Below are 14,569 nucleotides of genomic sequence, written 5' to 3'. Positions count from 1 at the left end.
TGGCAGGGGGACGTACCGGTGAGCACGTTCGCAGTTCCCGGCGCCGAGCTGGACGTCGAGCTGAGCGACGAGGGCGGACCCGCGGTCGTCCAGCTGCACGGCCTCACCTCAAGCCGCTCGCGCGACCGGGTGCTGGATCTCGACCTCGGCCGGGGCCTCAGCGGCAGCCGCCTGCTGCGGTACGACGCACGCGGCCACGGACGCTCGACCGGGCGGCCGGAGCCGGCGGACTACCGTTGGCCCAGTCTCGCGGACGACCTCCTGCGGCTGCTCGACCACTGGTTCCCCGGCGAGCAGGTGCACGGCGTGGGACCGTCCATGGGCACCGCGACCCTGCTGCACGCCGCCTTGCGCGAACCCGAGCGGTTCAGCGGGCTCACCCTGCTCGTGCCGCCCACCGCATGGGACACCCGGGTCGCGAAGAGCCAGGACTACCGCGCCGCGGCGCAGCTGGTCGAGGAGCAGGGCGTGGACGCCTTCCTGGAGGCCGGACGCCTGGCGCCGGTCCCGCCCGCAACGGCCGGCCTTCCCGATACGGTGCCGGACGTGCCGGTCAGCCTGCTGCCTGCACTCTTGCGCGGGGCAGCGGCCAGCGACCTGCCGCCGGCCGAGGCGATCGCCCGGATCGGCACCCCGGCCGCGATCCTGGCCTGGACCGAGGATCCGGCACATCCGCTCTCGACGGCCGAGGCGCTGCAGGCGCTGCTGCCGTCGGCGACGCTCCAGGTGGCGGGCAGCCGGTCCGACCTCGACGCGTGGCCCGCGGTGCTGGCGGCGAACGTCGCCGCGCACTGACGTCACGCGATCTCCACGATCTCCCGGTTGCGCGGGAGCCACTCGTCGAACCGGACAGGGACGGCAGTGGCTCGCTCCGGGTCCACCGCGTCCATCACCTGCACGTGCACGTGCGCCTCGGTGCTGTTGCCGGAGTTGCCGCACCGGCCCAGCACGTCCCCCTCGGCGACAGGCTGCCCAACGGACACGGTGACGCTGCCCTGCTGGAGGTGGCACAGCGCCACGACCTCCCCGGGTCCGATCTCGATGATCACGTGGTTGCCAGCCAGAGCGCGCCATCCCCGGGCAGCGCGCCGGTGCTGCGTCAACGCGTACCGGACCGACGGTAAACCCCGGAAGGCGTCGTGGTCGGCCTCGCCGTCGTGGACGGCCGCGACCACACCGATCGCGGGCGCGGTTATCGGGCGCCCGAACCCCGGGAACAGGTCGGGAGGCTCGGGATGCAGGAGCGAGGCGATCGAGAACCGTGCCGTGCGACCGCGCGCGTCCACCGGGACGAAGTCGATCGCGTACGCCGAGGCGAAGGCGTCCGTGCCGTGACTGGGAACCCGGTTGGCGGGGCTGTTCTGCACCAGCCAGCGGCCGCGGAACGGGAACGTGAGGTTCACGGTCTGGGGCATGGCGGATGATCGCGCTACTTCTCTACCCGCATGGAGCAGGCCTGGGCCCGGCCGAGCAGGAGCGCTCGTTCGCTCTCGTTGCGGCTTCGCGCAGCCGCCGCGGTGAACGCCTCACTCGCCGCGCGGTGCAGCCCGGCCCGCTCGAGCAGGTCCCCACGCACGCTCGGCACCAGCGGCGTGTCGCCAGGGGAGCCGGCGGGCACGGCGTCGAGCACCGCCAGCCCGGCGTCGGGGCCGAATGCGCGTCCGTGGGCGACGGCCCGGTTGACCTCGACGATCGGTCCCGGCGCAGCCTGGGCCAGGACGTCGTACAGCCACGCGATCCGGCGCCAGTCGGTGTCCTCGGGGCGCGCCGCCCGGGCGTGCTGCGCGGCGATCGAGGCCTGCAGGAAGTACCGGCCCACCGGCGTGCCGCCCGCCGCGAGCGACTCCGCCCGCTGCAGCGCGGTCATCCCGCGGCGAATCATCAGCTGGTCCCACCGGGTCCGGTCCTGCGCCTCCAGCAGCACCGGCAGGCCGGACTCGTCGATCCGCGCCGGCATCCGCGAGCCCTGGAGCTCCAGCAGGGCCAGCAACCCGAGAACCTCGGGCTCGTCCGGAGCCAGCGTTGCCAGCATCCGGGCCAGCCGCATCGCCTCGTCCGCCAGCTCGGGACGCATCCAGTCCGGGCCGGAGGTGGCGGTGTGCCCCTCGGTGAAGATCAGGTAGATCACGGCCATGACGTCGTCCAGCCGGCTGATCCGCTCCTGCCCCGTCGGCAGCTCGAACTCTGCTCGCACCGCGGACAGGGTCTTCTTGGCGCGGGAGATCCGCTGGCCCATTGTGGCCTCGGTGGTCAGGAAGCCGCGGGCGATCTCCGCGGTGGTGAGACCGCCGACCAGCCGCAGCGTCAGCGCCGCCCGCGACTCCGCCGTCAGGGCGGGGTGACAGGTCAGGAAGATCAGCCGCAGGACGTCATCCTCGATGTGGTCGACCTGGTCGTCGAGATCGGGCATGGCCTGCTCCTGTCCCCCAGCGGCCCGCCCGAGATCGTCGATCCTGCGGCGCAGGACGTCCGCGCGCCGGAAGTGGTCGATGCCGCGCCGCTTCGCCGTCGTCATCAGCCAAGCACCCGGATTGTCAGGGACACCGGTCGTCGGCCACTGCTCGAGCGCCGCGACGAGCGCGTCCTGTGCCAGGTCCTCGGCGAGCTCGACCTCCCGGGTCATCCGGGTCAGGGCGCCCACGAGGCGAGCCGACTCGGCCCGCCACGCGGCGAGAATCGCCCGGTTCGGGTCTTCCGCACTGGTGTCGGCCGGCACCGCACCAGCGTAATGAGTTCCCGTCGCCACGGGCTACCGCTCAGTCGCCCGGAGCGTCCGGGCCCATCGAGATCTGCCGCAGCGTGGAGATCACGGTGACCTCGGGCCAGTACTTCGCGTGCAGCTCGGCGAACTCCTGCTGGTCGGCAACCGCCTCCTCGAGAGTGTCGTACTGCAGGATGGCCCAGCCGCCGACGACCTCCTTGGTCTCGGCGTACGGCCCGTCGACCCGGCTGACCTCGCCCTTGCGGGCGACGAAGTTCACCGCGTCCTCGGTGCCGTAGAGGCCGCCGCCGTCGATGAACACACCCTTGGCGGACTGCTCCCCGATGTAGGCGTCCATCGCCTCGAACAGCTCCTGCGGCGGTGTGCCGACGCCTTCTTCCATCCTCACGAAACCCATGAAACGCGGCATGGTGATCACTCCTTGTGGTTGCTGAAATGCTCCTCGCCCACACGTCGAACGGCAACCGGTTCCTTCGACATCCAGGTCCAAGATTTCTCCAGCGGCTCCGGAATTGCCTGCCGCCAGCGCTGGACGCGCGGGAGGGCGACCGCCTGCTCGGCGGCCGCCCTCGGGGTGGGTGGGTTCAGCGGTGGGACCTCAACCAGCTGCGGATGTCACGCAGGACCTGCGGGTCGGGATCGCCGAACTCGGGCGTGAACTTGGGCGTGATGTTCATGGTGTGCGCCATGCCCGGGTAGATGACGACCTTGTGATCCTTGTTGCCGGCCGCAGCGATCGCCGCGTCAGCGGTGAGCGCGACACGAGCCGGGGTCTGCAGGTCGTTCTCGCCGTTGAGCAGCAGCGTCGGACCCGAGAACTTCGGCAGCGCCTCGGTGACCGTCGGGAAGCGGGCGATGTCGGCCACGTACTCCTTCAAGTCCTCCAGCCCTGGGGTGTCCGGGTAGTTGTCGATCCCGGTGGCCTTGCGCAGCACCACGCCGGCCTCCGCGTCGACCGCGATCGTGCCGTCGTTGTCGGTGTCGGTGCTGGCCCGGAGCTCGTCCCCGTCGAGCAGGACCGGACGCAGCTGGTCCGCGAGGTCCTTCGGCTGCCCGATGAAGCCGTTGACTGCCTCCTCCTGGGTCAGCCGGCCGTCGCCGTCGACGTCGAACTCGTCGTGCAGCTGCAGCAGGAGACGACCGTAGAGCTGGAAGGTCAGCAGCTCCTTGATGCTCTGCCCGACCACCCCCATCTCGACGACGCCGGCCGGCTGCGGGATCCGGTAGCGGCGCGGATCGGAGGCCAGATTGGCCGCGACGTTCGTCCCTTCGCTGTGCCCGAGCAGGAAGATCCGTGAGGCATCCACCCTCGGCGACGCGGCACCGAACCGGATCGCCGAGGCGGCGTCCTTCTGGATCTGCTCGTACGGGTTCTTGGGGTTCAGCTGGCGGGGATCCTTGCTCTCCACCGGGCCGATGTCGGTGACGCCGCGCTTGTTGAAGCGCAGCGTCGCGAAGCCCTCCCGGGACGCGGCCTGGGCGATCGGCACGAAGGTCGTTCCCTTGCCGCCCGGCAACGTCTGGTTCATGTCGTTGTGGCCGCTGCCGTGCAGCATCACCACGAGAGGCAGACGTCCCTTCGACCTGGTCGGGTACGTCAGCTCGGCCTTGGTGACCCAGCCCTTGCCGAAGTCGATGGTGACCTGCTTGCGGGTGATGCCCGCCCAGCCGGAGGTCTTGGTGGTGGCCGAGTGTCCCTCGTGGGGCGTCTTCTCGGCCACGCCGGCGTTCGCTGCACTGACGCCACCTGCGAGCAGGGCGGCGGCGGTGAGCCCGATGGCCAGTCTGCGGTACTTCGTTGATGTGGTCATGACATCGACGCTATGGCCGTGGATCCGCCCGTTCGATCCCTTCAACTACCCAATGCCGGGTACAGCAGGCACTACCGTCCGAGCACCGAGCACGGGGCACGGTTGCGAGATGCGACTACGCGCTGGAGCGTCACCGGGCGGCCAGCGGGTACCAACCAACCATGAGCACCGACACCTTCGAACCCCATCCGATCGTCCGCCTGCTGGAGAAGCCTGCTGCCGAGTTCACCTGCGCCGACCTGGTCCGAGCCGCCGAGGAGCTGGAGCTGCGACAAGTGAATCTGCGCTACGTCGGCGGCGATGGCCGACTCAAGTCGGTCGCCTTCCCGGTCGACTCGCGGGAGCACCTGGCAGAGGTGCTGACGCAGGGCGAGCGGGTCGACGGCTCGAGCATCTTCCCCGGCGTCGGCAGCGAGTCCAGCGACGTCTACATCGTGCCGCGTCACCGCACCGCCTTCATCAACCCGTTCGGGGAGCGACCCTCCCTCGACGTCCTGTGCTCGTTCTACGACGAGGACGGCCAGCCCCTGTCGTACTCCCGCGAGCAGGTCGTGCGCCGCGCCGCCGAGGCACTCACCGAGGACACCGGGATGGTGCTCGAGGCGTTCGGCGAGCTCGAGTACTACCTCGTCGACCAGCCCGAGCGCATCTTCCCGGTCGAGGAGGAGCACGGCTACCAGGAATCGTCGCCGTTCTCCAAGGGTGAGCAGATCCGGGAGGAGGCTCTCGGGCACCTGGCCGCCATGGGGATCAGGCTCAAGTACGCGCACGGCGAGGTCGGCAACATCCTGGAGGACGACCGACAGCTGGTGCAGCACGAGATCGAGTTCTGGCCCGTACCGGTCGAACAGGCGGCGGACGCCCTCGTGATCGCCAAGTGGGTCGTGCGCGAGGTCGCCTACCGGCACGGGCTGGAGGTGACCTTCGCCCCGTCGGTCAGCGGGGATGGGGCGGGCAGCGGTCTGCACGTGCACAGCAGGCTCGTGCGCGACGGTGCCAACGCCATCACGGACGACGGCGGCGTGAACGACACCGGGCGACAGCTCATCGCCGGCTACTTGTCGATGGCCAAGGCGCTCACCGCGTTCGCGAACACCGTGCCGACGTCCTACCTTCGGTTCAGCGAGGGCGGGGAGTCACCCGAAGGCATCAGCTGGGGCGAGACCGACCGCACCGGCCTGGTCCGGGTGCCCCTGGCATGGGGTGGCGGCGTGCTGCCCGGGATGGTCGCCCACGCCAACCCCGGCAGCTCGGAGCCGATCCCCACACCGGACATCCACCCCCAGACGGTCGAGCTCCGGCTCGGCGACGGCTCGGCAGACGTTCACCTGCTCCTGGCCGGCATGGCCGTCGCGGCCAGGCGCGGACTCAACGATCCCAAGAGCCTCAAGCGAGCCGCCCGTCTCAGCACCGACGACCACGACAAGTTCGAGCAGCTGCCGCAGTCGTGCGCCGACTCGGCGGACGCGCTCCAGCGCGACCGCGCGGCCCTGGAGGCCGACGGTGTCTTCCCACCGGAGCTGATCGACGCCACGATCGACGGGCTGCGAGCACACGACGACGCCAAGCTCATGAAGAAGGTCGCCAAGGACGACGCGACCCGCGACGAGCTCGTCCGCCGCTACTGGCACGTGGGCTGAGCGCCCGCGCTCGCCGTCGTCAGACGGCGAGCGCGGCCTCGGCGTCGCGGCAGGCGGTGGCCAGCCGCCCGACCGGATCGGCCAGCAGCGGCTCGAAGGCCAGCTCGGCCGCACCGTGCAGCACCGAGTCACCGCCGAGTCCCGGCAGCGTCACCCGGACGAGCTCGTGCGAAGCGGTCAGCGCATGGACGGCGATCTCCTGATCGACGTCCTCCTGCACCAGCGGCGAGAGCGACCGCAGGTATCCGCCGAGCACGATGACCCGCGGATTGAGCATGTTGACGATGCCGGCGATGCCGCGGCCGAGGTGGCGGCCGACCTGGCGCAGGTCCGGCGACGCCTCGTGAACTCCCTCGAGGAACTCCCCCAGCGCGCCGACGCGCTCTGCCGGGCAGCCGATCGCCAGGGCGATGGCCTCGGCACCGATCTCGGTCTCCCAGCAGCCATGCGCGCCGCAGTGGCACAGCTTGCCGTCCGGCAGGAACGGCATGTGGCCGATCTCGCCGGCGTAGCCGCCGGCCCCCTCGAGCTTGTGGCCGCTGACGATGACGCCCGCACCCACGCCCACCTCACCGGACAGGTACACGAGGTCCTCGACGCCGACCCCGGCACCGCGCAGGTGCTCGGCCAGGGCGCCCAGGTCGGCGTCATTGCCCAGCACGGGCATGCCGATCGACCCGAGGCGTTCGCCCAGGATCTGCGCGAACGGCACATCACGCCACGACAGGTTGGGCGCCAGGCGCACCAACCCGTCCTCGGCACGGATGATGCCCGGGACACCGACCCCGACGCCCACCAGCGCGGAGCCGGGCTCGACGTCCTTGACGACCAGCCGCATCAGGTCCAGGACCGAGTCGGTGATCGCGTGCGGGTCGTGCCCCTGCGGCACGGGGCCGGTCGCCCGGGACTGGATGATGCCGCCCAGCCCCACGCGGGCGACCGTGAGGCCGTCGACCCGCAGGTCGACGGCCAACACATATGCCCCGCTGCGTGCCTTGACGTCGACCGAGGGCCGGCCGGCCCCGATCCGGGCCCCCGAGGGCTTGGCCTGCTCGGCCAGCCCCAGCGACTCCAGCTCGGTGACCAGACCCGCGATCGTGCTGCGGTTCAGACCCATCCGTGCGGTCAGCTCAGCGCGCGACAGCCGCTCCGAACGGTGCACGTGACCGAGCACCGTCCCGAGGTTGTGCCGGCGAATGTCCTCCTGGTTGGTGCCGACACCTGCGCGTCCGGCGGAGGCCATGTCTACAGGCCTGTCGCGGAACGCCGCCTGCGCGACACCGCGTCGACGCTCGCTGCGAGGAGCAGCACGCCGCCGGTGACCACGAAGTTGATCCAGGACGCCTGGGCGAGCAGGCCCAGGCCGTTGGCGATCGTCGCGATGACCAGACCACCGACGATGGCGTTGCTGGCCTTGCCCTTGCCACCGAACAGGCTCGTGCCGCCGATGACGGCCGCGCCCACCGCGTACAGCAGGGTGTTGCCGCCGCCGGACGAGGTGGAGACCTTGCCGACGTACGAGGCGGCGACGATGCCGCTCAGGGCGGCCGTGGTCGAGGACAGCATGAACACCGAGACGCGGATGCGGTCGACGTTGATGCCGGCACGACGTGCCGCCTCGGCGTTGCCGCCGACGGCGTAGACGTGACGTCCCCAGGTCGTGCGACCCAGCGCGAACGACCAGATGATCAGCAGCACGACGACCAGCGGGATGACGTACGGGATGCCCTGGATCGGGAAGTTCGCGTTGACGCTGCGGTTCTGGTTCAGGATGTATGTCACGACCAGGATGAACGCGCCGATCGCGACGATCTGCGCGACGACGACGGCCAGCGGCTGGTGCTGGAGCCCGCGGGACACCTTGCGACGATGACCCAGCAGCCCCAGGGCCGCCAGCGCCGCGATGATGACGACCGCCGAGATCCAGCCTGCGGCCACGCTCATGTTGCTGTTGGCGATACCGCTGATGACCTCCTGGTTGACGCGGACCGAGCCGCCCTCACCGATCAGCTTCAGCAGCACGCCCTGCAGTCCGAGGAAGAACGCCAGCGTCACCACGAACGAGGGAATACCGAGCTTGGCCACCAGCACGCCGATGATCGTGCCGATGACGGCACCGGTCGCCAGGGCGGCGAGGACCGCCACTCCCCACGGCTGGTCCTGCTTGACGATCAGCAGGCCCATGACGGCGGCGGACGTGCCGCCGGTGTAGCCCGCTGCCAGGTCGATGTCACCGAGCAGCAGCACCGGGACGAGCGCCATCGCCAGGATGATGATCGACCCCGCCTGGGTCGTCAGGTTGGCCAGGTTGAGGTTCGACAGGAACCGGTCGTTGGCGAAGCCGAAGACGATCAGCAGGACGATCAGGCCCAAGATCGAGGGCAGCGGCCCCATGTCGCCGCCGCGCACGCGCTGGATGTACGCCCGGATCGATTCGCCCAGCGTTGCGGACTGCGTGAGATCGGCGGCGAAGCCGACCTGCTCAGCCTCTTTGGCGTCCGAGTCGATGATGTCAGTCATGTGAGTGTCCCCCGCGTCAGATGGTCGTGGACGAAGCCGCGGCCACGTCGAGGTCGGATGAGGTGCCGGTCGTGATGAGCTCGACGACCTGACGGGACGTGACGTCCTTGGTCGCGACGTCAGCCGCGACCCGGCCCAGGTACAGCGCCGTGATGCGGTCAGCGACCTCGAACACGTCGACGAGGTTGTGCGAGATCAGCAGCACGCCCACCCCGGAATCGGCCAGGCGACGCACCAGGTCGAGGACCTGGCGCGTCTGCGCGACACCCAGCGCGGCGGTCGGCTCGTCCAGCAGGACGACCTTGGAGTTCCACAGCACCGACTTGGCGATGGCCACGGTCTGGCGCTGGCCACCGGAGAGGCTGGAGACGCTCTGGCGGACCGACTTCACGGTCCGCACCGACAGCGACGTCAGTGCCTCGCGGGCCTTGGACTCCATCGTCGTCTCGTCCAGGACCAGGCCCTTGGTCTTCTCCCGGCCCAGGAACATGTTCTCGACGATGTCGAGGTTCTCGGCGAGGGCGAGGTCCTGGTACACGACCTCGATGCCCAGGGCGGAGGCGTCCTTGGGGCCGTGCACGTGGACCGGGTTGCCCTCGAACAGGTACTCGCCGCTGTCGGCGGGGTGGATGCCCGCGATCGTCTTGACCAGCGTGGACTTGCCGGCGCCGTTGTCACCGACCAGGGCGGTGACCTGGCCGGGATAGATGGCGAGGTCGACGTCGTGCAGGACGTGGGCCACGCCGAAGCTCTTGTTGACTCCGCGCAGCTGCAGGAGTGGGGTGGTGTCGCTCATGGTGAGCCTTCCGAGGGCAGGATCCGAGAAAGTGTGGCGATGGGGTGACGCTGGAGCGGTGCCGGGAACAGCACCGGGTGCGACCCCTCGGAAGAGCTCCGAGGGGTCGCACCCCGCGGATCAACCGACGCCGTTGTCCTTGCAGAGCTGGGCGAACTTGCCCTCGCAGATGTCGGAGGCCTTGAGGTCTCCGGCGTCCACGACTGCCTGGACGTTGGTCTTGTCGATCGAGACCGGGTCGAGCAGGATCGACGGCACGTCGCGGCCGCCCTCATCGTCCTTGACCGTGCTGGTGGTCTTGGGGTCCTCGCCCTTGACCATCGCGATTGCGGTCTCCGCGAGCGCATTGGCCTGACCGGTGGCCGACTTCTGGATCGTCATGCACTGGTCACCGGCGAGGATGTTCTGCAGACCCTCGACCGACGCGTCCTGACCGGTCACGGGGACCTTGCCGTTCTGGCCGTTCTTCTTCAGGATCGAGATGACACCGCCCGCGAGGCCGTCGTTGGCCGCGTAGACGCCGTCGACCTTGCCGTCGACCTTGGTGTAGAGCTGCTCGAAGATCGTGACGGCCTTGTCGTTGTCCCAGTCCGGGACGGACTGCTCAGCGACGTTGGTGTACGTCGAGACCTTGTCGAGGACGCTGTGCGCACCGTCGGAGAACAGCTTCGCGTTGTTGTCGGTCGGCGAACCGTTCAGGAAGACGATGTTCGCGTCCTTCTCGCCCAGGCACTTGGCCAGACCCTCGCCCTGCAGGGCGCCGACCTTGCTGTTGTCGTAGGAGATGTAGACGTCGGCCGAGCCACCCAGCGTGAGGCGGTCGTAGTCGATGGTCTTGACGCCCTGCTTGGCCGCCTTGGACTCGATGGCGGCACCGGACTCGGAGTCGAGGTTGACGATCGCCAGCACGGTCACACCACCGGTGATCATGCCGTCGGCGATGGTGGCCATCTTGTCGGCGTCACCCTCGGCGTTCTGGACGTCGTAGTCGACGCCGGCGGCCTTGAAGGCCTTCTCGAGCGCCGGCTTGTCAGCGCTCTCCCACCGCACGGATGACTTGGTGTCAGGCAGGATCACGCCGATCTTGCCCTCGGCCTTGCTGTTGCCGCCGGCGCTGCCGCCGTCGCCGCCTTCGCTGTCGCTACCACCGCACGCACTGAGTGCGAGAGTCGCACCCATGACTGTGGCAAGCACGAGATTGCGTGTCCGCTTCACACAGACCGCCTCCAATTCCTCCAGTTGTGCGTCGTGGCCGACATGTTTCGAGCACGTAACGCGTTTGTTGTTTGGGACAACGTATAGCGCGTTTGGAGGCGCGTCCAGCATCTTCGCAACAAATTGTTGTTGCCGACAGCATTTTGTCGCATCGGCACACAACGCAGCAGGGGCACCGCCGGAATCGGCGATGCCCCTGAGGTGCGCGGACTTGATCAGTCGAGCAGGCTGCGCAGCACGTACGGCATGATGCCGCCGTTGCGGTAGTAGTTCGCCTCACCGGGCGTGTCGATGCGCACGACGGCGTCGAACTCGACGTCGCCCGCCTTCACGTGGACCGTCTTGGGGGTACGGCCCTCGTTGAGCTCGGTGATGCCCGTGAAGTCGAACGTCTCCTCGCCCGTCAGGCCCAACGACTCGGCGTTCTGGCCCTCGGGGTACTGCAGCGGGAGGACACCCATGCCGATCAGGTTCGAGCGGTGGATGCGCTCGTACGACTCGGCGATGACGACCTTGACACCCAGCAGCGCGGTGCCCTTGGCAGCCCAGTCGCGCGACGAGCCCGAGCCGTACTCCTTGCCCGACAGGACGACCAGCGGGACGCCGGCCTCCTGGTAGGCCTGGGACGCCTCGAACACGCTGGTGACCTCGCCACCGGCAATGAGGTTGCGGGTGTAGCCGCCCTCGGTGCCGGGAGCCATCTGGTTGCGCAGACGGATGTTGGCGAAGGTGCCGCGGATCATGACCTCGTGGTTGCCACGGCGCGAGCCGTAGGAGTTGAAGTCACGCGGCTCGATGCCGTGCTCGGACAGGTACTTGCCGGCCGGGCTGTCCTTCTTGATCGCACCAGCGGGGCTGATGTGGTCGGTCGTGACCGAGTCGCCGAGCTTGAGCAGCACGCGCGCACCGGTGACCTCCTCGACCGGCGACGGCTCGAGGGCCATCCCGTCGAAGTAGGGCGCCTTGCGGACGTAGGTGGACTCGGGGTCCCACTCGAACACGTCACCTGCCGGGGTCGGCAGGTTCTGCCAGCGCTCGTCACCGGCGAAGACGTCGGCGTACTCACGGCTGAACGTGTCGGAGTCGATCGAGGCGGCGATGACCTCCTCGACCTCCTGCGGCGACGGCCAGATGTCCTTCATGAAGACGTCGTTGCCGTCCTGGTCCTGGCCCAGCGGCTCCTTGAACAGGTCGACGTCCATCGAGCCGGCCAGCGCGTACGCGATGACCAGCGGCGGGGACGCCAGGTAGTTCATCTTGATGTCGGGGTTGATGCGACCCTCGAAGTTGCGGTTGCCCGACAGCACGGCGGTGACCGCGAGGTCGCCGTCGTTGACGGCCTTGCTGACCTCGGGGATCAGCGGACCGGAGTTGCCGATGCAGGTGGTGCAGCCGTAGCCGACCAGGTTGAAGCCGAGCTTGTCCAGGTAGACGTTCAGGCCGGACTTCTCGTAGTAGTCGGTGACGACCTTCGAGCCGGGAGCCAGCGTCGTCTTGACCCACGGCTTGCGCTGCAGGCCCTTCTCGACGGCCTTCTTGGCCAGCAGGCCCGCGCCGATCATGACCGACGGGTTGGACGTGTTGGTGCACGACGTGATCGCGGCGATCGTGACGGCGCCGTGGTCGAGCTCGAAGGACGTGCCGTCCTCCAGCGTGACCGACTGCGGGTTGCTCGGGCGTCCGGCACCGGACGGGGAAGGCGCGTTCGGCTTGTCGCCGTTCAGGCCGTCATCGGTGCTGCTGGGCGCGTCGGAGGCCGGGAAGGACTCGTCGACGGCCTCGTCGTAGCCATTCAGGTCCTGCTCGGTGTAGTCGCGCAGAGCGGTGCGGAACGAGCCCTTGCTCTCGGTCAGCGACACGCGGTCCTGGGGACGCTTCGGGCCGGCGATCGACGGGACGACATCGCCGAGGTCGAGCTCGAGGTACTCGGAGTAGCGAGCCTCGTGCTCCGGGTCGTGCCACAGGCCCTGGGCCTTGGCGTAGGCCTCGACCAGGGCGATCTGCTGCTCGTCGCGGCCCGTGAGGCGCATGTACTTCGTGGTCTCGTCGTCGATCGGGAAGACCGCGATGGTCGAGCCGTACTCGGGGCTCATGTTGCCGATCGTGGCGCGGTTGGCCAGCGGGACGGCGCCGACGCCGGAGCCGTAGAACTCCACGAACTTGCCGACCACGCCGTGCTGGCGCAGCTTCTCGGTGATGACCAGCACGAGGTCGGTCGCGGTGGCGCCCTCGGGCAGCTCACCGGAGAGCTTGAAGCCGACGACGCGCGGGATCAGCATGCTGATCGGCTGGCCGAGCATGGCCGCCTCGGCCTCGATGCCACCGACGCCCCAGCCGACGACGCCCAGGCCGTTGACCATCGTGGTGTGCGAGTCGGTGCCGACGCAGGAGTCGGGGTAGACCGTGCCGTTCTTGTCGAACACGACGCGCGCGAGCTTCTCGATGTTGACCTGGTGCACGATGCCGGTTCCCGGGGGGACGACCTTGAAGTCGTCGAAGGCGCCCTGTCCCCAGCGCAGGAACTGGTAGCGCTCACGGTTGCGCTCGTACTCGATCTCGACGTTGCGCTCGAAGGCCTCGGGGGTGCCGAAGACGTCAGCGATGACCGAGTGGTCGATGACCATCTCGGCCGGGGCGAGGGGGTTGATCTTGGTGGCGTCGCCACCCAGGTCGGCCATGGCCTCGCGCATCGTGGCGAGGTCGACGACACAGGGCACGCCGGTGAAGTCCTGCATGATCACGCGGGCGGGCGTGAACTGGATCTCCTTGCTGGGCTCCGCATTCGCGTCCCAGCCGGCGAGGGCCTCGATGTCGGCCTTCGTGATGTCGGCGCCGTCCTCGGTGCGCAGCAGCGACTCGAGCAGGACCTTGAGGCTGAACGGGAGGGACGAGACATCCAGCCCGTCACCCGTCACGGCATCCAGCCGGTAGAAGTCGTAGGAAGAGTCCCCGACTGTGAGTGAATCCTTGGAATTGAAGCTGTCGACGGCCATCGTCATTCTCCTTCGCGCGGTCAGTGTCCATCCTGCCCAGCGGACTCTCACGGCGCACGGTCAGGCTCACCTAACCGAGGGCCGGCACGGTCGCCGGGAAAAATGTCTTGATATCAAGATACACGATGTCGAGAGGACACGCCGGACGCCGCGCGGACCAGAACAGATCAGGTCAGAACAGATCAGGGAAGTGCAAGAGCTGGGCGAAGAAGGCGATGTACACGATCGCGACCGTCAGCAGGCCGATGACGCCCGCCGCCTCGATGAGGCCCACCAGCTTGCTGCGCTCCTCGGTCGTGATGGCCTGGGCGCCCACGCCGCGGACGACCTCGGTGCCGGCGATGCGGTCGGCGAGCCCGCGGTCGCTGGACAGCAGCAGCGGGACGAGCAGCACCAGCAACGCGACGTAGGCCGCTCCCCCGACGTGCCACGCCTCGGGTGTGAGTCGCCGCAGCACGGTGGGCAGCCCGATGGGTATCGCGGCGAGCGCGAGGTCGAGCAGCACGACGGTCACCAGGCCGCGCAGCAGACCGCGGGCGGCGCCGGCCGGCCTGCCGGTGCCGACGTCCACCACTGCCAGACCGACACGGTGCTTGCCGATGCTGTGCCCGCGCACCCCCTGGCGCAGGCCGTTGTTGACCAGCACGAACAGCTCGCCGACGACCAGGCCCGTCAGGACGAGGTGATCGGACATGCTGACCGACCAGAAGTCACCACTGGCATCGTCGTCGATCGCCAGCCTGATGGTCTCGAACGCCACGTAGAGCACGGCGCCCAGCGAGAAGGCCGCGCTGAACAGCAGCGTGTCCTGCCACAGCGCCTCGCGTCGCAGCTCGCGCACGGAGCGGTCGGTGGTGGTCGGATCGGTCATG

12 protein-coding genes are annotated in these 14,569 nt (G+C 69.1%); 2 read left to right on the top strand and 10 right to left on the bottom strand.

Annotated elements, in window-relative coordinates:
- Window positions 1-18: 18 nt before the first annotated feature.
- A complete protein-coding gene (locus NQV15_RS07875; protein ID WP_232399270.1) occupies window positions 19-795 on the top strand; it encodes an alpha/beta fold hydrolase in 777 nt (258 codons plus the stop codon).
- A gap of 2 nt (window positions 796-797) precedes the next feature.
- Here NQV15_RS07875 and NQV15_RS07870 read toward each other — a convergent pair whose 3' ends face one another.
- From NQV15_RS07870 to NQV15_RS07855, 4 genes are all read right to left on the bottom strand, one after another.
- A complete protein-coding gene (locus NQV15_RS07870; protein WP_232399269.1) occupies window positions 798-1,415 on the bottom strand; it encodes a M23 family metallopeptidase in 618 nt (205 codons plus the stop codon).
- A 14-nt stretch (window positions 1,416-1,429) separates the two neighbouring features.
- The gene (locus NQV15_RS07865; protein WP_232399268.1) at window positions 1,430-2,716 is read right to left on the bottom strand and encodes an RNA polymerase sigma factor; all 1,287 of its coding nucleotides are present in this window, start codon (window positions 2,714-2,716) and stop codon (window positions 1,430-1,432) included.
- Between the two features lie 40 nt (window positions 2,717-2,756).
- Window positions 2,757-3,104, bottom strand: a complete 348-nt coding sequence (locus NQV15_RS07860; protein WP_232399805.1) for a YciI family protein — start codon at window positions 3,102-3,104, stop codon at window positions 2,757-2,759.
- A 202-nt stretch (window positions 3,105-3,306) separates the two neighbouring features.
- Complete coding sequence (locus NQV15_RS07855) at window positions 3,307-4,533, bottom strand: alpha/beta hydrolase (protein ID WP_232399267.1); 1,227 nt, start codon at window positions 4,531-4,533, stop codon at window positions 3,307-3,309.
- Between the two features lie 161 nt (window positions 4,534-4,694).
- Between NQV15_RS07855 and NQV15_RS07850 the strand changes: the two genes are divergently transcribed.
- Window positions 4,695-6,173, top strand: a complete 1,479-nt coding sequence (locus NQV15_RS07850) for a glutamine synthetase beta-grasp domain-containing protein (protein WP_232399266.1) — start codon at window positions 4,695-4,697, stop codon at window positions 6,171-6,173.
- 19 nt (window positions 6,174-6,192) lie between these two features.
- Here the strand turns inward: NQV15_RS07850 and NQV15_RS07845 are convergent, their stop codons facing one another.
- The 6 genes from NQV15_RS07845 to NQV15_RS07820 all read right to left on the bottom strand — a co-directional run bounded on the left by NQV15_RS07845 (window position 6,193) and on the right by NQV15_RS07820 (window position 14,568).
- Complete coding sequence (locus NQV15_RS07845) at window positions 6,193-7,416, bottom strand: ROK family transcriptional regulator (protein ID WP_232399265.1); 1,224 nt, start codon at window positions 7,414-7,416, stop codon at window positions 6,193-6,195.
- 2 nt (window positions 7,417-7,418) lie between these two features.
- Complete coding sequence (locus NQV15_RS07840; RefSeq protein WP_232399264.1) at window positions 7,419-8,693, bottom strand: sugar ABC transporter permease; 1,275 nt, start codon at window positions 8,691-8,693, stop codon at window positions 7,419-7,421.
- 16 nt (window positions 8,694-8,709) lie between these two features.
- The gene (locus NQV15_RS07835) at window positions 8,710-9,489 is read right to left on the bottom strand and encodes an ATP-binding cassette domain-containing protein (protein ID WP_232399263.1); all 780 of its coding nucleotides are present in this window, start codon (window positions 9,487-9,489) and stop codon (window positions 8,710-8,712) included.
- Window positions 9,490-9,609: 120 nt separating this feature from the next.
- Window positions 9,610-10,683: a sugar ABC transporter substrate-binding protein gene (locus NQV15_RS07830; protein WP_257125108.1), complete on the bottom strand. Its 1,074-nt coding sequence runs from the start codon at window positions 10,681-10,683 to the stop codon at window positions 9,610-9,612.
- A 236-nt stretch (window positions 10,684-10,919) separates the two neighbouring features.
- The gene (locus tag NQV15_RS07825) at window positions 10,920-13,697 is read right to left on the bottom strand and encodes an aconitate hydratase (RefSeq protein WP_304523571.1); all 2,778 of its coding nucleotides are present in this window, start codon (window positions 13,695-13,697) and stop codon (window positions 10,920-10,922) included.
- 172 nt (window positions 13,698-13,869) lie between these two features.
- Window positions 13,870-14,568 carry an RDD family protein gene (locus tag NQV15_RS07820; RefSeq protein WP_232399260.1) on the bottom strand — a complete coding sequence of 233 codons (699 nt, stop codon included), beginning with the start codon at window positions 14,566-14,568 and terminating at the stop codon, window positions 13,870-13,872.
- Between the last annotated feature and the right edge of the window lies 1 nt (window position 14,569).

This window comes from Aeromicrobium wangtongii (assembly GCF_024584515.1).
Classification (GTDB): domain Bacteria; phylum Actinomycetota; class Actinomycetes; order Propionibacteriales; family Nocardioidaceae; genus Aeromicrobium; species Aeromicrobium wangtongii.
Note: the sequence above shows the minus strand (reverse complement) of the source record. Positions and strands in the feature narration are given on the sequence as shown.

Bases quoted from the DNA above. Each gene is read 5' to 3' on its own strand.
- NQV15_RS07870 (WP_232399269.1), bottom strand. From the start codon at position 1,415: ATGCCCCAGACCGTGAACCTCACGTTCCCGTTCCGCGGCCGCTGGCTG.
- NQV15_RS07860 (WP_232399805.1), bottom strand. From the start codon at position 3,104: ATGGAAGAAGGCGTCGGCACACCGCCGCAGGAGCTGTTCGAGGCGATG.
- NQV15_RS07855 (WP_232399267.1), bottom strand. From the start codon at position 4,533: ATGACCACATCAACGAAGTACCGCAGACTGGCCATCGGGCTCACCGCC.
- NQV15_RS07850 (WP_232399266.1), top strand. From the start codon at position 4,695: ATGAGCACCGACACCTTCGAACCCCATCCGATCGTCCGCCTGCTGGAG.
- NQV15_RS07845 (WP_232399265.1), bottom strand. From the start codon at position 7,416: ATGGCCTCCGCCGGACGCGCAGGTGTCGGCACCAACCAGGAGGACATT.
- NQV15_RS07840 (WP_232399264.1), bottom strand. From the start codon at position 8,693: ATGACTGACATCATCGACTCGGACGCCAAAGAGGCTGAGCAGGTCGGC.
- NQV15_RS07835 (WP_232399263.1), bottom strand. From the start codon at position 9,489: ATGAGCGACACCACCCCACTCCTGCAGCTGCGCGGAGTCAACAAGAGC.
- NQV15_RS07825 (WP_304523571.1), bottom strand. From the start codon at position 13,697: ATGGCCGTCGACAGCTTCAATTCCAAGGATTCACTCACAGTCGGGGAC.
- NQV15_RS07820 (WP_232399260.1), bottom strand. From the start codon at position 14,568: ATGACCGATCCGACCACCACCGACCGCTCCGTGCGCGAGCTGCGACGC.